18 protein-coding genes and 1 other RNA gene are annotated in these 18,964 nt (G+C 55.8%); 9 read left to right on the forward strand and 10 right to left on the reverse strand.

Translation table 11 applies throughout. The features are described from left to right. Window positions 1-25: 25 nt before the first annotated feature. From tolQ to FPY71_RS11940, 3 genes are all read right to left on the reverse strand, one after another. Window positions 26-742, reverse strand: coding sequence for a protein TolQ (gene tolQ / locus FPY71_RS11930; RefSeq protein WP_149300451.1), 717 nt, complete (start codon window positions 740-742; stop codon window positions 26-28). Between the two features lie 244 nt (window positions 743-986). Next, complete coding sequence (locus tag FPY71_RS18770) at window positions 987-4,529, reverse strand: type I secretion C-terminal target domain-containing protein (protein WP_281287497.1); 3,543 nt, start codon at window positions 4,527-4,529, stop codon at window positions 987-989. Window positions 4,530-4,820: 291 nt separating this feature from the next. Beyond that, window positions 4,821-5,549, reverse strand: coding sequence for an SDR family oxidoreductase (locus tag FPY71_RS11940; protein ID WP_246160383.1), 729 nt, complete (start codon window positions 5,547-5,549; stop codon window positions 4,821-4,823). A 181-nt stretch (window positions 5,550-5,730) separates the two neighbouring features. Here FPY71_RS11940 and FPY71_RS11945 point away from each other — a divergent pair, with 181 nt between their 5' ends. Genes FPY71_RS11945 through FPY71_RS11975 form a run of 7 tightly spaced genes read left to right on the forward strand, consistent with a single transcriptional unit; the run spans window position 5,731 to window position 12,608 of the window. Then, window positions 5,731-7,083: an ABC transporter substrate-binding protein gene (locus tag FPY71_RS11945; RefSeq protein WP_149300453.1), complete on the forward strand. Its 1,353-nt coding sequence runs from the start codon at window positions 5,731-5,733 to the stop codon at window positions 7,081-7,083. Between the two features lie 10 nt (window positions 7,084-7,093). Next, complete coding sequence (locus tag FPY71_RS11950; protein WP_149300454.1) at window positions 7,094-7,642, forward strand: phosphoheptose isomerase family protein; 549 nt, start codon at window positions 7,094-7,096, stop codon at window positions 7,640-7,642. Window positions 7,643-7,653: 11 nt separating this feature from the next. Beyond that, window positions 7,654-8,556, forward strand: coding sequence for a carbohydrate ABC transporter permease (locus FPY71_RS11955; RefSeq protein WP_188052319.1), 903 nt, complete (start codon window positions 7,654-7,656; stop codon window positions 8,554-8,556). Further along, complete coding sequence (locus FPY71_RS11960; protein WP_149300456.1) at window positions 8,556-9,374, forward strand: carbohydrate ABC transporter permease; 819 nt, start codon at window positions 8,556-8,558, stop codon at window positions 9,372-9,374. Before FPY71_RS11955 ends, FPY71_RS11960 begins: the two co-directional genes overlap by 1 nt. After that, window positions 9,371-10,381, forward strand: a complete 1,011-nt coding sequence (locus FPY71_RS11965) for a sugar-binding transcriptional regulator (protein ID WP_246160385.1) — start codon at window positions 9,371-9,373, stop codon at window positions 10,379-10,381. Before FPY71_RS11960 ends, FPY71_RS11965 begins: the two co-directional genes overlap by 4 nt. A 1-nt stretch (window position 10,382) precedes the next feature. Beyond that, window positions 10,383-11,489 carry an ABC transporter ATP-binding protein gene (locus FPY71_RS11970; protein WP_149300457.1) on the forward strand — a complete coding sequence of 369 codons (1,107 nt, stop codon included), beginning with the start codon at window positions 10,383-10,385 and terminating at the stop codon, window positions 11,487-11,489. Between the two features lie 3 nt (window positions 11,490-11,492). Beyond that, window positions 11,493-12,608, forward strand: coding sequence for an alcohol dehydrogenase catalytic domain-containing protein (locus FPY71_RS11975; protein ID WP_149300458.1), 1,116 nt, complete (start codon window positions 11,493-11,495; stop codon window positions 12,606-12,608). A gap of 93 nt (window positions 12,609-12,701) precedes the next feature. On the opposite strand, the gene FPY71_RS11980 is transcribed toward FPY71_RS11975, so the two are convergent. The 3 genes from FPY71_RS11980 to FPY71_RS11990 all read right to left on the reverse strand — a co-directional run bounded on the left by FPY71_RS11980 (window position 12,702) and on the right by FPY71_RS11990 (window position 15,248). Further along, a complete protein-coding gene (locus tag FPY71_RS11980; RefSeq protein WP_149300601.1) occupies window positions 12,702-13,550 on the reverse strand; it encodes a sugar phosphate isomerase/epimerase family protein in 849 nt (282 codons plus the stop codon). Between the two features lie 42 nt (window positions 13,551-13,592). Next, window positions 13,593-14,342, reverse strand: a complete 750-nt coding sequence (locus FPY71_RS11985; protein ID WP_149300459.1) for a YebC/PmpR family DNA-binding transcriptional regulator — start codon at window positions 14,340-14,342, stop codon at window positions 13,593-13,595. A gap of 84 nt (window positions 14,343-14,426) precedes the next feature. Further along, on the reverse strand, window positions 14,427-15,248 hold the full coding sequence (locus FPY71_RS11990; RefSeq protein WP_149300460.1) for a TIGR00282 family metallophosphoesterase: 822 nt from the start codon (window positions 15,246-15,248) through the stop codon (window positions 14,427-14,429). Between the two features lie 198 nt (window positions 15,249-15,446). Here FPY71_RS11990 and FPY71_RS11995 point away from each other — a divergent pair, with 198 nt between their 5' ends. Next, window positions 15,447-16,010, forward strand: coding sequence for a CAP domain-containing protein (locus tag FPY71_RS11995; protein WP_149300461.1), 564 nt, complete (start codon window positions 15,447-15,449; stop codon window positions 16,008-16,010). Here the strand turns inward: FPY71_RS11995 and FPY71_RS12000 are convergent. The 4 genes from FPY71_RS12000 to FPY71_RS12015 form a co-directional block, all read right to left on the reverse strand. After that, window positions 15,979-16,560 carry a 5-formyltetrahydrofolate cyclo-ligase gene (locus tag FPY71_RS12000; protein WP_149300462.1) on the reverse strand — a complete coding sequence of 194 codons (582 nt, stop codon included), beginning with the start codon at window positions 16,558-16,560 and terminating at the stop codon, window positions 15,979-15,981. The two genes, FPY71_RS11995 and FPY71_RS12000, sit on opposite strands and share 32 nt — an antisense overlap. 36 nt (window positions 16,561-16,596) lie before the next feature. Then, window positions 16,597-16,754, reverse strand: a non-coding RNA gene (gene ssrS, locus FPY71_RS12005) — 6S RNA. Window positions 16,755-16,815: 61 nt separating this feature from the next. After that, entirely contained in the window at window positions 16,816-17,175 is a 360-nt protein-coding gene (locus FPY71_RS12010) for a cell division protein ZapA (protein ID WP_149300463.1), read from the reverse strand. A gap of 40 nt (window positions 17,176-17,215) precedes the next feature. Continuing rightward, a complete protein-coding gene (locus FPY71_RS12015) occupies window positions 17,216-17,494 on the reverse strand; it encodes a DUF4164 family protein (protein WP_149300464.1) in 279 nt (92 codons plus the stop codon). 396 nt (window positions 17,495-17,890) lie between these two features. On the opposite strand from FPY71_RS12015, the gene gap reads away from it, so the two are divergent. Next, on the forward strand, window positions 17,891-18,907 hold the full coding sequence (gap, locus tag FPY71_RS12020; protein ID WP_149300465.1) for a type I glyceraldehyde-3-phosphate dehydrogenase: 1,017 nt from the start codon (window positions 17,891-17,893) through the stop codon (window positions 18,905-18,907). The last annotated feature ends 57 nt before the right edge of the window (window positions 18,908-18,964 follow it).

Here is an 18,964-nt window from a genome sequence, read left to right on the forward strand (position 1 = left end):
CAGCTCCTGGTTTGCATTGCGCCGATCAGCGTGCAGTCATTTTCTCGTCGATCTGCCGCGAGAGGATGGAAGAGAACTCGTCTGCAAAAGCTTCCATGCGAGAGCTTAGCTTGGTCGCGTCGGATGACAGCTTGTTGTAGGCAACAACCGCAGGAATAGCGGCCACAAGGCCAATGGCAGTCGCCAGCAGGGCCTCGGCAATGCCTGGAGCCACAACAGCAAGACTGGTCTGCTCGGAGGCGGCAATGGCCTGGAACGAGGTCATGATGCCCACGACAGTGCCAAACAGGCCGACAAACGGCGCTGCAGAGCCGACACTTGCCAGAAATCCAAGTCGGGATTCCAGGGTTTCATTCTCACGGGCAATGGTCACATCCATTGCCTTTTCGATGCGGGTTTGCAGTCCCACAGGAGAACGTGCACCCTTTTCGAAACTTTTCTTCCACTCGCGCATGGCGGCAACAAAAACCGAACTCATGCCGGTCGTCTTGCGGTCGGCAAGGGTGTGGTAAAGCTCTTCCAAAGACTGGCCGGACCAGAAATTGTTCTCAAAATTGTTGAGCTGCCGACGAAATGCCGCGTAGCGGGTGGCCTTGTCGAAAATAATTGCCCATGTCCAGATGGAAGCAGCGAGCAGGCCCAGCATCACCATTTTAACGACAAATCCGGCCTGCCAGAAAAGATCCATCAGGCCAACACCGCTGCCATGCGCTGCAAGACTTGTCTGGGCAACTTCGTTCATGAATTCAACCCTCGAATGGCCGCAGCCCGTTTGGCGCGGTTGCCATAAAATGAATGTTTGAGGCGGCGGGCGCATGGTCAATCAATGCGCCGCCATCCGGATCGCCCCTGCCCCACGCTCCTTTTACCTGCAAATCCGGTTAAAAAATGGCGCGCCAGACAATAGGATTCGGCGCGAACAGAATGCCTTGTTAAGGTTAACACCCCGTTACAAGTTGCAGCGCAACGACTTGAACCGTTCCAGATCACCCGAAAAAGCCGCATTCACATTCCGCTGAATTTCGAAAGCGCGACGGGTTTTTGAGAAATCTGGTCTGGCTGTGCGGCAGAACCGCACAGCCTTTGTGTCCGATCAAATCACCAGATGGCCGTTGAAAATGAGATCGTAAATTGTCGTGCTCTCGGCAAATCCACCGGTCGTATATGGTTGGCGCATAGCGAGCAACGGCCTCACCATAATTTCCAACTAGAATGACGCCGGCATAGACCAGTTGCTCCAGTGTGACAGCCGGAGAAAAATTGCCCGCGGCATAGAAGCTGGTCAGATTGATGATCATTTCCGGCGTTCCGTTTACGCCGTCAGTATCCACCCGAATGACCGCGTGATCTGTCCCGGCAACTCTGGCCAAAGTCAGAAAGTCACCCAACCGGTCAGGGTCGATATAGTTGTGCAATGCCGTGAGATAGCGCCGCAGATCCAATTGATCGTGCTGCACACGGCTGAAGTCTGTGATGGTGTCGGTTCCGTTTGCGGCCAGAATGAAGATGTCGCTGCCGGCTCCACCAGTCAGCACGTCATTGCCCGCCTGGCCGTCAATGATGTCGTCGTAAATCGTTCCGGTTAGCTGGTCATCGCCTTCATAACCGTTCAGAATAACTGCAACTTTGAAATTGCCGGCATCAATGATGTCCGCCGCGTTGCTGCCGGCAATAACCGCCATCGCAAGAACCGGTCGCCCGGCGTCGTCCAGAAGGTCAGTACCGACATAAATGACAATGTTACCCGGCAGTTGCCCCTCTGGAGTCAGGACCAGTCTGCTGTAGCCGTTCACCGGATCGGACAGCACGGCCGACTGTGCAAATACCAGTTTTGTTCCATCCAGATTGGTGATGATGAATTGCTGTGGCGTCAGATTTCCGTGCTGAACACCGCCCCAGATATCGATGTTGATAACCCCGTCGCCGACAAAAGCACGGTAGATGCTGCCGGCATGAACGCCAATAGGCAAAGCTTCCGCAACAAAGCTGCTTGTCTTGACCAATGATGCATTGCCGGCCGGATCTGTCGAAACAGCACTGACATGAACAGTTTGATCCAGCGCCCCGCGCAGGCTTTTCGCCTGATCGGATGTCAGCGTTACCAATTGCCAATCGCCGGTGCCGACCATTGTTTTGACAACGCTTTTGCTTCCCGCCGTAAAGGTGACGGTAATCAAGGCGCCAAGCTCACCCTTGATCTGAGTGGAGCCTGCCATGAGCTCGCCGTGCATCGCCCCGTCTGATACCGAAGTGTCCGCCGCAATTTCCAGATCATTTCTGGTATCAATTGTGACCTTTCGGCTCTGGCTGAACTCACCTGCCAGTGCGTTTGGCTGCACAATGCGCGTTCTGATCAATTGGGAAGAACCGTCCAGAGCATTGGCAAAAAGCGCTGCGCTGAGATCAACATTGGTGTGGGACTGCCCGGCTGAGAGGACAACCACATCGACACGAACATTGTTGTGGTAGATTTCCAGCCGCGCCCCTGCAAGGGCCGGTTCGTGCCAGACACTGAACGAAACGGTACGACCCTTTTCTGCAGAGTTGATGACGTTGTCACCCTCAATAGCCCCGATCATCGGTGCAAAGGCACTGTCGCGCGGCTCTCCAATAACAATGGCGGAACTGAACACCAGCTCAACCGTGAAGGCGAGATTGACGGAAGCGGTCGTTGAACTACCGCCTGGAACCTCGAACCTCGTACTGAATGAGTGCGCACCCTCACTCAGTTTGCCAGATGGCGTGAAGGTCCAGCTCTTTCCATCCTGGCCAATTGTTGCAACACCCATGCGTACATTGCCGTCATAAACGACAATCTGAACACCAGGATGCAAGGCAACGGTCAGCGTTCCACTCAATTGCGGCTTGCCGACATTGGTTGCACTGCCGGGAACCACGCCCGAAATCGTTGATGTACCGGAGTGATAGAGAGCGTCAAGCTGAACGGGCCCAAGCGTCTGCACCTGCTCGAAAGACAGGCCAGCGGCGAAATTCAACGCCTGCAACTGGGCGGGCGACAAAACCTGCAGCAACTGCACTGTCAGGCCAGACATGGCAGATGTCGGGATTTGTGCAATTTCAGTCGGCGTCAGGCTGGCCAAAACCGAAGGCGAGATGGCAGCGAGCTGCAAAGCCGTCATCGTTGAAAGCGAGCCGGCAATTTGCCGTGCGGCCGCGCCTGCGACTGCGACGTCACCGTTTTTCTGCAACATCCCGGAAACAACCGCAACCGTGGACTGCAGGTCATCCGCCATGTTTGCACCAGCGATGACAAGGCCAATGACTTCCTGCCTGTCACCGCGCAACAAGGCACTTGTCATGATTGACAATGCCTTTTCCACGCCGTGCAATGCCTCCAGGCCGGAAAGCGTTGCCAGCACAAAACCTATATAGTTTGCGCCGGCGTTCGCAGAACCGTTGGTATTGATAACGGCGACAATGGACTGCAAAAGATCGCCACCAATGCCGAACACGCCGGCCACCGCGGCGTTGATTTCTGCGATTTTGGCTGGCGTGACATCAGCACCAACGATCGCCGATGCTCCTCCGTCACCACCCGACATACCCAGCAAGCGAACAGCAAGCTCGCTGATAGGTGAAATTGAGATTGTGATGGTCGCCGCAATGGTGCTCGAATTGGAGAATGCAGCCCGCAAATCGCCGACCAGATCCTTAGCATCGCCAATCGCCTCGTCCATATAGTCGAAGCCGGAGTCCAGATCGACAACGCGTGCTATCACCGCACCAGTGTACGTGGCAGAGAATGTGAGCGTAAAACTACCATCGGAACTGACTTCAACCGGACCGGAAAGCAATGTTCCATCAGCACGATACAGCGCTGCCGTCAGCCCATGCCCGAACACGACAGGGCCGGCAACAACCATACCACGAACAGTGATAATCTGACTGACCGGCGTTGGGTCCACCGGATTTGGAGTGGGCGGGACTGGCGTCGGATCCACGCCGCCGCCGCCGCTGCCACCGCCGCCACCGCCCATTGCAGCAGCAACACCACCCAGCAGACCACCAATCCCGCCGATGGTGAACAGCATGGAAGAGGACCCCTCTTCCGCAACCTCTTCAACAACCGGAGCAGCAGCAACCTTGCGCCCACCCCATGTTCTTGGATCCAGCACGTCGTAGTAGGACGAGAAGCTCTCGGCCATGTCATACAGCGAACCATAGTCACCGAAAACATAGACAAGCACCGACCCGTCGGCACCACGAGCCAGCGCAACCGTGCTGCTGTCGATAACCACGCGCGTGCCGCCGAGTCCAGGCAGCTCCACTCCGCATAGCAAATCATCGCAGATCGAGAAAAATTCCTGGAAAATCAGGCGCGTCGAACCATCCAGCAACAGGATGAGATCACCACCTTCCGCATCGGGAGTCTTGATAACGGCAACTTCGGTGACATCCTGCAATATCTCCTCATCGCCATTGAGAATGCGCTTGAAGATTTTGTAGCGCCGCCCGGCCAGCGGCTTGATCGAACTGGCTTGATTGTGACGGATGACTTTTCGATCCAAGCCATCCGTTAACACATACTCAGGGGTGCCGCCCCCTTGTTGTCTTGCCTGATCTCCGGCCTGCTCAGTCCTTCCTTCGCCGCTAGCGGCATCTCCAAACGCTTTTAAAATGCTGTGAATATCTGGAAAACTAGGCATGAAACCAAACCTTACATACAAATTATATATTGACTCCTTTTATATGTTATAGAACCAAGGTTAGTGTTTCAATGTATGAATGTTATATTTTTTGCAATCTGATCGGGAGGTCGCCACCTGTGACCAAATGACCATAGGTGCGGATTCAATTGGTTAAACAGCGGTAAATCCGCCATCGAGCGGCATGGAGATACCGTTCACCATCAATGCCCGATTCCCCAACAACCACAGGATTGCATCAGCGACTTCGTGCGGCTCGACGAAACGGCCCGCCGGGATCCGCGCCAGCATCGGCTCAGACTTGGCAGGATCACTCCATGCCTTCACGGCCATGGGCGTCAATGTAACCACCGGATTGACGGAATTGACTCTTATACCCAGCGCACCAAACTCCAGCGCCATAACCCGGGTTGCCGCATCCAGCCCTGCTTTTGAAGCACAGTAGATGGCATGATCACGAATGCCGACATTCGCAGCCAGACTGGAAACATTAACGATAGCTCCGACAGCCTGACGCTCGACAAGCCCTTGCGCAAACAGGCGAGCTAGCACCAGAGGCGCACGCAAATTCACCGCCATGATGTCGTCAAACGTTCGGGGCTGGAAATCCAGAACAGACTCAAGCGTTGTTGTGCCTGCACAATTCACAAGATCATCCAGAGGCGTGACATTGCGCATCAGCTCCTCAAGAGCGGCTACGTCTGAAAGTTCGGCAATGTGCACTTCGCAGCCAAAATGGCTCGAAACCTCTTGCGCCTGATCGGATGCACGTACCACTGCCACAACCTGCGCGCCCTCCTCCACCAGCGCTTTAACGGTGGCACGTCCAATACCTTTGGCCGCGCCGGTCACCAGCACGCGCCTGTTCGAAAAATAGCTCATTGAGGTCTCCATCCGCATCAAATGAAATTTTGTATTTTTATTTTTACAAAATCTCTTTTCAACCACAAGCAGGTGTCCTAACATAGGTTGTCATTAGGGAGGCAGCAGAAAGCAGAACCGATCCGCAACCGTTCAGGTGCGTCTGTCGCTGCCAAAGTTTTTGCACACCGGGGAGGAATTTATGAGAAAGCTTCTGCTAACCTGCGCAAGCGCACTGGCGCTTACGCTGGGCGCGCCACAGGCTATGGCACAGGACGCCGCTGGCTGGACCCTTGAAAAGGCTGCTGAACCCTTCAAGGGCTCAGAACTGAGCGTGATATTCCTGGATCGTCCGGGTTATCGGGCAATTATCGACCTGCTGCCACAGTTTGAAGAAGCAACGGGCATCAAGGTCAACTACGAGATTGTGCCTTACGAAAATTCACGCGAGCGGCAGGTCTTGAACTTCACCTCCAACGGCGATCTGACCATTGCGCTGGTGGATCTGGTCTGGATTGGTGAATTTGCAGAAAACGGCTGGATTGTACCGGTTGAGAATTTCACCAGCGATGCGGAAATAACCGACCCGAACTTGAACCTGGAAGGATTTTTCCCGCTTTTGCTGGATGCATTCGGCACGTGGGATGACGTCGTATACGGGCTGCCATTCGACAATTATTCGGGCCTCCTGTTTTACAACAGCTGCATGCTCAAGGAAGCGGGCTTTGATGCACCGCCTGCCACATGGACCGAGTTGAAAGACACCTACGGCCCCAAGCTGACCAATGCGGCTGAAAACAAATACGCATTTGCCCTGCAGTCGCGACGTGGTGAAACCCAGTCGGCCGATAGCTTCATGCGCGTCTTGTGGCCATTTGGCGGCTCGCTGCTGAATGACGAGTTCCGTTCCAACCTGATGAGTGAAGAGAGCCAGGCTGGCCTGCAGTTCCGGCAGGAACTGATGGAATACATGCCACAGGGCATTGTCAGCTATGACCACAACGAAGCTGTCAACGCGTTGGCCCAGGGCCAGGTGGCGATGATCACTGAGTGGTCTTCCTTCTACTCCACGCTGGCAGATCCGGCCACATCCACATTGGGTGAATGTCTGGCGGTTGCACCGGAACCAGAGGGGCCCGCCGGCCGCTTGCCGGCACTGGGTGGCTTCTCGCTGGCTGTAGCAGCGCAGGCTCCTGAAGACCTGCAGAAGGCCTCATGGCTGTTCATTCAGTGGGCAACGTCGGAAGAGATTGCCAATGCCTATGTTGAAGCAGGCGGCGTTTCCGGGCGCACTGCGATTTACGAACAGCCTGAAATCCAGGAAAAATATCAGTTCGTTGAGCCAATGGTTGCTTCGTGGCAGGCCGGTGTTCCGGAATACCGCCCACGCTTCCCGGCGTGGCCTGCAATTTCCGAAATTGTTGCCGAGTGGGGCAGCAAGATGATGCTTGGTGAGGTTACAACCGAAGCAGGCGCACAGGAAATCGGCACCCGTATGGAACAAGTGCTGGATCAGGAAGGCTACTACGGCGGCAACAAAGAACTGCTGCAGTAGGACAGACTGGATGACAAGCCCCTACAATAAAGCGTTGGCCGAAATCGGCCACGCAATGGGCGGCATTGATGGCGGTGAGTACACCGCCGCCATCGAAGCACTGGCCTCAGCCCACAATATTGCACTTTATGGTGTTGGCAGAGAGGGTCTGCAAATCAAAGGTCTTGCCATGCGGCTTTTCCATCTGGGGCTTTCGGCCTCTGTGGTTGGCGATATGACAACACCGGCTCTGTGTCGCTCGGACTTGCTGGTCGTCTCTGCCGGACCGGGCAGCTTTTCCACGGTCGAGGCATTGATGAACGTTGCTCGGGAAGCAGGCGCAAACGTGCTGCTGTTCACTGCCAATCCGGATGCACCGGCAGGCAGACTTGCCACCAGCCGTGTGTTGGTGCCAGCTCAGACCATGGCGAACGACATTCATGGCGATTCAGTTTTGCCGATGGGCTCGCTGTATGAAGGTGCACTGTTTGTTTTGTTTGAGATGCTTGTTCTGTCACTGAAAGAACGACTGAATGTGACGGCAGCGCAGATGCGCGCGGTTCATACCAATCTGGAATAAGGGGAAGCGGCGTGGCATCAGATATCAGATCGCCAAACCGGGGATATGCCAAGTGGACACCATTCTGGTTTCTTGCGCCCTCGGTATTTGTGCTGCTGGCCGTGGGCATATACCCGCTGCTGTTTGCACTGGTCACCTCGTTTCGCCGTTACAACATCACCCGCCCGCGGGATGGGTTTCCGTTTATCGGCTTTGACAATTACATTGCAGTTTTCAACGACTCCACCTTCTGGAACGCCCTGGCGCTGACCGGCCGCTTCTATCTGACGTCCATGCCCGTGCAGCTTGTTCTCGGCTTGATAATAGCCTTGCTTTTGCACCGTCCTGGCCTCGGATTTTTGCGCGCTTTGGCTCGCGTTTCCCTGGTTGTGCCACTGGCAACAACCTATGCGGTTGTGGGGTTGGTCGGCCGGTTGATCTTCAACGGTGATTTTGGTGTCGCCAATCAGTTCATCGGCTGGCTTGGCTTCGCCCGGATAGAGTGGCTTGGCTCTCCATCAGGCGCATTTGCCGCTATTGTCATGATGGATATCTGGCAGTGGACACCCTTCTGCGCTCTCATCTTTCTGGCTGGCCTGTCCATGGTGCCGGTAGAGATCGAAGAGGCGGCAAGGCTGGAAACACGATCGCGTTTTTCAATGCTGCGCTATGTTCAGTTGCCCTATCTTCTGCCCGGTTTCACGGCAATCCTGATCCTGCGTTCAGCCGATGTTCTCAAACTGTTTGACATGGTGTTTGTCATGACGCGTGGCGGACCCGGTTCGGCAACAGATCTTATCTCAGTTTACATCCAGCGTGTTGGTTTCAGAGTGTTCGACATGGGCATGGCTTCGGCACAGGCCATCGTGCTTCTGATCATCACAATTTTGATAAGCCGGCTGTATATCCGCCTGTTCTATCGGGAGATCGAATAATGAATTCGCCGCTATCCCGCGCATTACACGGCATTGGGCTGCTGCTCGTCGTCCTTTTCACGCTGTTTCCGTTTTACTGGATGGTATCATCCAGTTTCAAACAGCAGGCCGATCTTCTTGCCTCGCCGCCTTTGTGGATTTTCAGTCCGACGCTTGACCATTATCGTGCAGTGCTTGCGGATGCCCGCGTCCTTTCGTCGATCATGGATTCCGTTATCGTTGCATCCATTACCACGGCCATTGCCGTGGCCCTGGGCGCACCGGCGGCTTATGCGCTCGCCCGGTTTGACTTCCGCGGCAAATCCGATCTGTGGTTCTGGTTCATCTCCAACCGCATGATTTCGCCTATCGTTCTGGCTCTGCCAGTCTATCTTCTGGCCAATCAACTGCGTCTCCTGGACAGCTACGCGGTGCTGATCCTGATATACCTGACATTCAACCTGCCGATTGTCGTTTGGATCTGCACTGACCAGTTCCGATCAATTCCCAATGAGCTGGAGCAGGCGGCGCGGCTGGACGGCGCCAGCCAGTTCACAATTTTCCGAAAGATCTACCTGCCGCTTGGCCTGCCTGGCATAGCCGTATCAGCAATTTTCAGCTTTATTTTCTCCTGGAACGAGCTGCTTTACGCATTGGTGCTGACGCGCAGAAACGTCCAGACAGCGCCGGTTATCGCCACCAGTTTCATGTCCGGCTACGAATTGCCCTGGGGTAAAATCATGGCAACAGGCACGTTGATTGTGTTGCCGGTCACCATTTTCGCCATTCTCGTCTCACGTCATATGGTCAGAGGTCTGACGATGGGAGCGACCAAGTGAGCACAACCACATTGGATGATCCGATTTCGGCAGGCTTCATTCCGGCAGATGCCGGTTATGAGGCAGAAGAACTGCTGACGCGGGTCGTGTGGTATTATTATGTTGGCGGGCTGACACAGCAGCAGGTTGCTGAAAAGCTGGGGCTGACCCGGCTACGGGTTAACCGCATCATCGGCCAGGCGCGCACAGAAGGCGCGGTCCGGTTTGATATTCAATTGCCAATGGCAGGCTGCGTTGCACTGGCTGAGGGCCTGCGTGTCCGCTTCGGCCTGACGGAAGCCGTAGTTGTTCCTTCGCTGGACGACGTGCAGGAAACCCAGCGCGTGATTGGCGAAGCCGCTGGCACGTTGTTGAACACTTTGCTGGATGATGGTGTGAAGCTGGGTGTCGGTTGGGGCCGTACGCTCTGGGCCAGTGTGCGCAATCTTTCGTCCCGGCGGTTGGCCCGCAGCCATGTGGTTACGCTGATGGGCAGCCTGACGCGCGGCTCTGGCATCAACACCGTGGGTGTTGCTACGGCAGTCGCCAACCGCATAGGTGCGGAATGCCATTATCTGGCGGCCCCTATTTATTGTCCGACGACTGAAATTCGCTCGGCGCTGATGGCCCACCCCGGTCTGGAAGAGGTTCTGGATCTGGCAAGCAAGGTTGACGTTGCTGTCATCTCGGCAGGCGATATGTCGCCACTTTCAATTCTTGTCAGCACCAACATCGTTTCGCAGGAGCTGGAAAGCCTTAAAAAGGCCGGAGCAGTCGGAGACATCCTCGCCACGTTTCTGGGAAGCGACGGCATTCCGATCGATCACCCGTTGCGATCTCGTGTTATGGGCCTCGCACCGGAAACGTTTCAAAAAATTCCCGTTCGGCTGCTTGCGTCAGGCGGCGCGCACAAAGAGCCGGTCCTCAGGGCAGCATTGCGCGGCAATTACGTGACCCATCTGGTCACAGACGAACTTGTCGCCCGGATGTTGCTGGAAGCCGAATCCGCTGAAGAAATGGAAATCTGACATGTCATTCCTAAGCCTCGACAACGTCACAAAAACCTATGGTGAGCATCAGGTCATCAAGGGGGTCAGTTTTACGGCGGAAAAAGGTGAGTTTGTGGTGTTTGTCGGCCCGTCGGGCTGCGGCAAATCCACATTGCTGCGCATGATCGCCGGGCTGGAAGATATCACCGGCGGCGATGTTTCAATCGACAATCGGGTTGTCACCAATGTCGAGCCTGCATTGCGGCAGGTTGCCATGGTGTTTCAAAGCTATGCGCTTTACCCGCATATGAGCGTGTTTGATAACATGGCCTTCGGGCTGCGCATGATCAAAACCAGCAAGGCAGAAATCAGCAAGCGTGTTGCCGAAGCTGCGCGAATTTTGCAGATTGAACCGCTGCTCGACCGCAAGCCACGCCAGCTTTCCGGTGGACAAAGGCAGCGTGTGGCCATTGGACGCGCCATAGTGCGCAATCCAAAACTGTTCTTGTTCGATGAGCCATTGTCCAATCTGGATGCGGAACTGCGCACACAGATGCGGGTGGAAATTGCCAAACTGCACCGCGCTCTGGGTGTGACAATGGTCTATGTGACCCACGACCAGATAGAGGCCATGACGCTGGCAGACCGCATTGTTGTTCTGCGCGGTGGTATTGTCGAACAGGTGGGCACCCCAACACAATTGTACGACGAGCCTGCAAATCTGTTCGTGGCGGGCTTTATCGGCTCACCGAAAATGAACTTTCTCCATGCGGAGATTGTCGAGATCAAGCCTGAGGGCATTGTCATCCGTCACTCGGCTTTCGCAAATGGCACTTTGAAACTTGCACGCTCAGCGCCGGGTCTCGCGGCGGGCGATAAAATCATTCTTGGCATGCGGCCTGAGCATCTTTCGCTTGGCGGCCCGCCGGTGCTTTCGCTCAAGGTGGATTTTTCGGAAAATCTTGGCGGTGCCACGCAGATCTATGCTCGGCCGCCGGAAGGCGATGTGCTCTCACTTGTGGTTCCGGGGCGCCCGGACATCAACCCAGGCGACACCGCGTCGGTTTCCATTGAGCCTCGGCACATCTACCTGTTTGAGCACGGCGGCGACGCAGTGCCCCATGTTGCACCAGCAGTCGGAGCATAACTAATGTCACATGTCGGAAGTTCTGCCCGAATGACGGCAATTGTCTGCCATGGTCCGAAGGACTATCGGGTTGAAGAGGTTTCCCGCCCGGAGCCGGGCGACAGGGAAGTTGTTCTGAAAATTGTTGCGTGCGGAATTTGCGCCAGTGATTGCAAGTGCTGGTCAGGCGCGCGCATGTTCTGGGCCGGGCAGACGCCATGGGTCAAACCGCCTGTCATTCCTGGCCATGAGTTTTTCGGAATTGTGGAATCACTCGGTACAAATGCCGAGGAGCATTTTGGCGTCAAGGCGGGAGACCGCGTGATTGCCGAGCAGATTGTGCCTTGTGACAAGTGCCGCTATTGCCGTGAAGGCAAATACTGGATGTGCGAAGTGCACAATATATTCGGCTTCCAGCGGCAAGTGGCAGATGGCGGCATGGCCGAATATATGCGGCTCCCGCCAACATCACGCGTCCACATCATTCCGGAAAGCATCTCGCTGGACGATGCGGCGATTATTGAACCGCTGGCCTGTGCCATTCACACGGTGCAGCGTGGCGACATTCAACTGGCGGATGTGGTGGTCATCGCCGGTGCCGGGCCACTGGGCTTGATGATGGCGCAGGTGGCACGGCTTAAAACACCCAAAAAGCTGGTGGTTATCGACCTTGAAGATCAGCGGCTGGAACTGGCGCGGAAGTTTGGCGCAGACATTACTATCAACCCGAAGCAACAAGACCCGATTGAAGTGGTTCGGGAACTGACGGGCGGTTATGGCTGCGACGTATACATCGAGACAACGGGTGTGCCTGCTGGAGTGACGCAGGGGCTCGAAATTATCCGTAAACTCGGCCGTTTCGTGGAGTTTTCGGTATTTGGCGAGGAGACCTCTGCCGACTGGTCGATTATTGGCGACCGCAAGGAACTGGATGTGCGGGGCGCGCATCTGGGACCCTATTGCTACCCTATCGCCATTGATCTTCTGGAGCGTGGCCTCGTCACCTCGAAGGGAATTGTCACACACCGCTACGGCTTGGAAGATTGGGATACGGCGGTGCGCAAGGCATATGGCACGGAATCGATCAAGGTGCTGATGCAGCCCGGATTTAAGGCCGAAGGCCAGAGCATTTCTCGTTGAAGCGGCTACGTTTCAACGGCAAGACAATGCGCAAAACTAGTATCCAGAGCATTTCTCGTTGAAACGGCTGCGTTTCAACGAGAGGACAAGGCTCTAAATCAGCCCGTATTGCCGCGCCTTGCCGCGCAGGAACGGCAGGCCCTCACCCAGTACTTCCTCGCGCGAGGGCGCAACCGGCCGCCAGACAGACAATGCGGAGGCCACCTGTGGCGGCACCTCGATGAAACTTTCCATCGCCATTCCGCCGGTAAAGCCAATTGCGGCCAAAGCTGCAAAGACTTCGTCCCAGGCAATTGTGTCGTGCCCCGGCGTGCCGCGATCGCTTGCGGAAAGGTGGATATATTTCAAGTGGTCCCGAGCAATGACAATGCCATTGCCGATGCCTTTTTCCTCGATATTCATGTGATAGGTGTCAAGGTGAACAAACAGGTTGGACCCGCCAACCTTTTCAACCATATCGACCGCCTGTTGCGCGGTGTTGAGGATGTGGTTCTCGTACCGGTTCACAGCTTCCAGTCCGTAGTCCAGCCCAAGTTTTGCTGCATAAGCTGCAGCCTCGGTGACAACGCGCGCGGTGGCGTCAATTTCATCCGACGTCGGGGGCTTGCCAGTGCGCTGGCCAATGCCGCCATAAATCACACCGCTCATTGCCTGGGCACCAATGGCAGCCGACTGATCCAACGCATGCTTTAGAAACTCCAACGCCCCATGCGGATTGTTGGTCGGCAGCTTGTCCAGTGGCAGGCCGAGCGAGCAGACGCAGGCAACCTCGTATTTTTCCAGAAGGGCGCGTGTATGCTGCGTGTCCACGCCTGCCGGGTCGAGCATGGTGATTTCAAGGAAATCAATGCCGTGGGACGCCGCACTGGGAATTGCAAATTCTGCGGCGGCCCTTGTCCATTCCATTGCCCACATTGCCGTGTGAACGCCAAATCCACGAATGTTCATTGCCGTCCCCTCAAAATGCAGACATGTATTGGTATATCAGGCGGCTGAAAGCTTTGCCAATGTGGCTTCGTCCACCTCAAAATTAGCATAGACGTTCTGCACATCATCATCATCTTCGAGATTGGCAATCAGCCGCAACACGGACTGAGCCTTTTCCTCATCCACTGGAGTGCCGGTTTGTGGCCGCCAGATGGCTTTGACGCTTTCCGCCTCCCCGAGCGAGGTTTCAAGCGCAGCGGCAACTTCACCAATATCGCCAAATGCGGTGATGATGCGGTGGCTGTCTTCGTCCGACTGCACGTCGTCCGCTCCCGCTTCAATCGCGGCTTCCATAACCTTGTCTGCATCGCCAGCAGATAACGGAAAAACAATTTCGCCAACCCGGTCGAACATGAAGGCAACTGAGCCGGATTCACCCAAAGCACCGCCAGATTTGGTAAAATAGGAACGAACATTGGAAGCAGTGCGGTTGCGATTGTCGGTCAAGGCTTCGACAATGACCGCCACGCCGCCTGGCCCATAGCCTTCATAGCGCACTTCGTCATAGTTTTCGCTATCGCCGCCAGCCGCTTTTTTAATGGCGCGCTCAATATTGTCTTTGGGCATAGACTGCGCCTTGGCGTTGTTCACGGCCAGGCGCAAACGCGGGTTCATGGCAACATCCGGCGTTCCGGCTTTGGCAGCAACGGTTATTTCGCGTGCAAGCTTGGAAAACAGTTTTGAGCGCACGGCATCCTGACGGCCCTTGCGGTGCATGATGTTTTTAAATTGGGAATGACCGGCCATAGGGGCACCTGTTCCTGATCTTTTTTAATTTTGAAAATCGACCGACATATAAAAAAACCGACAGCCGACGTAAAGCGCTGAGGGTTACCAGAAGTCCGGTATGCTTTCCGAAAGCCTCGGTCCAAGCCGAACAGGGCTGATTTTCTCAGCAAGCCCGGTGCGATCGGAAATTTCGACCGCCAGGCCGCAAAGCGTTGCCGGCCCACTTGCCGCTTCAAATCGGGCACGTGGTATTCGGGTCAGAAAGCGGTTGAGCGGTTCTTCTTTTTCCATGCCCAGCGAGGAATCATAATCGCCGCACATCCCGGCATCGGATTGATACGCTGTGCCCAAAGGCAGAATTTGTGCGTCGGCGGTTGGCACATGTGTGTGAGTGCCAACAACAACACTGGCGCGTCCATCGAGGAAATGACCCATTGCCTGCTTTTCGCTCGTAGCTTCGGCATGGAAATCCACAATGACTGCATCCGCCTGCTCTCGCAGTGGGCTTGCCTCCATCAATTCCGCCGCGCACCGAAACGGGTCATCCAGCTCGGGGTGCATGAAAACGCGGCCCATGATATTGGCCACCAGAATGCGGGCACCATTGCGTGCGACAAACAGGCCTGTGCCTTGCCCGGGTGTCCCTTGTGGATAGTTTGCAGGGCGCAGAAATGCATCGTAGCGCGGCGCAAATGACAAGGCTTCGCGTTGGTCCCAGACATGGTTGCCCGTGGTCATGACATCAGCGCCGGCCTCCAGTGTGGCCTCCAGAATGTCCTCTGTTACACCAAAGCCGCCTGCGGCGTTTTCGCCGTTAACAACAACAAAATCCAGCTTCCAATCTGCGATAAGCCTGGGCAATCTCTCGAACACCACAGTTCGCCCGGTGCGCCCGACCATATCTCCGAGAAACAGAAACCGCATTAATTGCTCCTGATTGCATATTTCACGCATTAAATCGCAAGAATGCCGGATTCTCCGGTTTCTTAGCCGATAACCGTTCAGAACGCTTCACCTGACCGCTCGATCATCTGAAACGTTCCTGTTGTTTGTTTTGTCGCATTGTCCTGTCTTTGAAGCGATTCCGCTTCGACGGGAAATGCTAGCAGGGAAAAGCCAGCATTGCGTAAACTTTCTCTTTCTGCCCTGCCCCGCATTTTTGCGCTGGCCGGGGTGGTCTTGCTTTCAGGGTGTGTTTCGTCCGGTCAACAATCTGCCACCGAACCCCTGCCGATCAACCGGCAGGCCGCACTGGCCAGCGTCAACCAGTTTCGTGCGCAGAATGGCCTGCCGCCCTTGCGGATAAACAGCCAATTGATGGCCGCGGCACAGGTGCAATCGAACGCAATGGCGGCACAGGACAGGCTTGATCATAATGCCGGGGGTCGCCTGCCGGGGCGGGTTGCCGCTGCGGGTTACAACTGGAGCACAACGGCTGAGAACATCGGTCGCGGCTATGCCAATTATTCCGCGGCGATGGCTGGCTGGATTGGCTCAAGCGGCCATCGCCGCAATCTCCTGAACCCGAATGTTACCGAGATCGGCTTTGCCGGGGCGCGCAGCGTCAATGGCGGACGCAATTACTGGACGCAGGTTTTCGCCGCACCCCGTCAGGCTCCGCAACCGGGCGGAGTGGTCTTCACCGGCAGGGCGGTTACAATCGGTGGAATGTTGAGCACTCGGTAACAATCATATCCAGCGGCTCATCATGATCGGACATCGGCACGGCGCCGACTTCCTGCACGCTGAACGCCAGACCGATGGTCATCAAGGGTGCACCATCCGCGCGGAAGCGGGCAATCGCCCGGTCATAAAAGCCTTTGCCATAGCCCATGCGGCCACCCTGCCGGTCAAATGCCGCCAATGGCACCAGCATAATGTCGGGCCTCAGAACGGCAACATCCGGCCCCGGAGCAGCAGTGCCAAAGCCCTGCGGCTGCAGCAAGGCACCCGCCTCAAGCTGTCGAAACTCCAGTTCCCCCGCGACAATGGCTGGAACGCAGAGCCGATGTCCGCGATCTGCCAGTTGCTGCATCAGGTCGCGCGGGTTCACTTCCGAGCGTATGCTCAGATATCCGGAAACAATGGCTTGAGAGATTTGCGGAAGACTTTCTGCAACGCGCTGCTCGATAGCGTCTGAAGCAGCCATTCGAAACTCGGCAGACAATGCATCGCGCGCGGCCAATACCGCTTCGCGAACCCGCTGCTTTTCCAGGTTCAATGAATGAGGCGTCATGACACCTGATTGCCGATAGGGAAAATGTTGGAAGTGTAGCGAGCCACCTCAGCCGATGAGAATGTCGATCCCGGGAACCTACAGAGTAGGTGGGCACCGTGTGCCCCGGTCCACGGACCAAGGCAGGGACAGCTCCCTAGGGAATGACTAAGGCCCCGAGGAAATGTTATCCCTGTCGAACCGCGCAGCCCGCTACAATCTCTATATAGCGCTTCTGCCGATGGCCCGCCAGAAGGCAGCCGAAATAATAATCGCTCAATCGCGATCTTCCAACCGTTCCAGCTTCAATGCCACACGCTCGATCGCGTCCGAAACGCCATTCATCGTCTGAATCAGCACATCGCGACCATTGCGCGCACTGCTGTTTTCGCTGCGCGCCTGCGCCAGTTCCGTTTCCAGTTCCTGCACCCGGTTCTGCGCTTCGGCCACTTCGTCCATCGTGGTAATCGCAGCCATGACTGTCAGCCGCTGGTCGCCAATTTCACCAAAACTTCCACGCAGTTCGCCTATGCGCGCATCAAGGCGCGCCGCAAGGCCGAGAAGATGGTCCTCCTCCCCCTCGGAACAGGCCATACGATAAGTTTTTCCGTCGATTGTGACGACGATCTGCGGCATCAACGAACCCCCGTTTGCACCGGCATTGTCTTTTTGGCGCTCAAACGCGCCGCTGTTCCATGACCTGCCGTATCGCTTCCATAGCAGCAACCAGTCGGCGGGAAACTTCTCTGTTGGCTTCTTCCAGGCGACCGGCCTTCAGCATGCAGGCGTCCAGTTCGGTTGCCAGCCTGCCTCTGTCCACGGTCATCCGCTGAATTTCTTCATCAACCGTTGCGGTTGCACTTTTATCTGCAATTCGCGCGCTGACCTGTTCCAGTCGTTCCAGTGCGCGCTGCAATCGTTCAGAGGCTCCGGAAAGCGTCGTATCGTCCTCCATCGCAGCTTAAATCCCCCTGGCATCCACAACCGTCAGCGGCGCAACCCGGCTTCGGCTTACAAAGCACATCCGATTGTATCTAGCCTTGTTCGCCCCGGATGAGAAGAGAAAGAGAATCACACTGGCCGGACGGTCAAAACTTTCTGAAGATTCGCTCACCCGGTAAGATTGGCAAAAGGCAGTGATAAGCAAGGCTTTTTCTTATAGCTGGCTTAATCGGTTAAAATTTCAGCACGTCGCGTTTTTTTTGTTGCATAGGCACTAAAATGGCCAGAATTGCGGTTTCCACAGCCACCGACAATGCTCTAAGAAGCATCCATCCAATGACCGGAAAAGATTAGTCTGGCTCCGGTTTGAATATTTTTTCGCCAGCGTTCGTTCCCAAGGAGGACTCTTATGGCAATTCGCGTCGCCATCAACGGATTTGGCCGGATCGGCCGCAATGTGCTGAGAGCCATTATCGAATCGGGCCGCACTGACATTGAGGTTGTCGGCATCAACGACCTTGGTCCGGTTGAAACCAACGCACATCTGATCCGGTTTGACTCTGTGCATGGGCGCTTCCCCGGCACTGTTGTTGTGGACGGCGACACGATTGATGTCGGCCGCGGCAAAATCCGTGTCACGGCAGAGCGCGACCCAAAGAACCTGCCATGGAAAGAGCTGGGCGTTGACGTTGCGCTGGAGTGCACCGGAATTTTCACCGACCCTGCTAAAGCGGCTGCTCATCTGGAAGCTGGCGCACGCAAAGTGCTGATTTCCGGCCCGCTGTCCGGCGCAGTCGGCACAGAAAAAACCATCGTTTACGGCGTCAATCACAAAACTCTGACGGCGGAAGACCGGATCATTTCCAACGCATCGTGTACCACCAACTGTCTGGCGCCTGTAGCCAAGGTGTTGAACGACGCGATTGGCATTGAAAAAGGCTTCATGACGACCATTCACTCCTACACGGGTGACCAGCCAACTCTCGACACCATGCATTCCGACCTGTACCGCGCCCGCGCCGCGGCCTTGTCAATGATCCCCACCTCCACAGGTGCGGCCAAGGCTGTCTCGCTGGTTCTGCCGGAGTTGAAGGGCAAGCTGGACGGCGTTGCAGTTCGCGTTCCAACCCCTAACGTTTCGGTTGTTGACCTGAAGTTCGTGGCCAAGCGTGCAACCACGGTTGAAGAAGTGCAGAATGCAATTCGCGCTGCCGCTGATGGCCCTTTGAAGGGCGTGCTGGGCTATACCGACTATCCGAATGTCAGCCATGACTTCAACCATGACCCGCATTCATCGATATTCCATATGGATCAGACAAAGGTGATGGAAGGCACGCTGGTGCGCATTCTCTCCTGGTATGACAATGAGTGGGGCTTCTCCAACCGCATGTCAGACACGGCTGTGGCGCTGGCGAACGCCTCCTGATAGCGGGCGGAAAACACCCGGAGCCGGAACGTTGTTCCGGCCCTGCTGTGAAACGAT

This window comes from Aureimonas fodinaquatilis (assembly GCF_008369445.1).
GTDB lineage: Bacteria > Pseudomonadota > Alphaproteobacteria > Rhizobiales > Rhizobiaceae > Aureimonas > Aureimonas fodinaquatilis.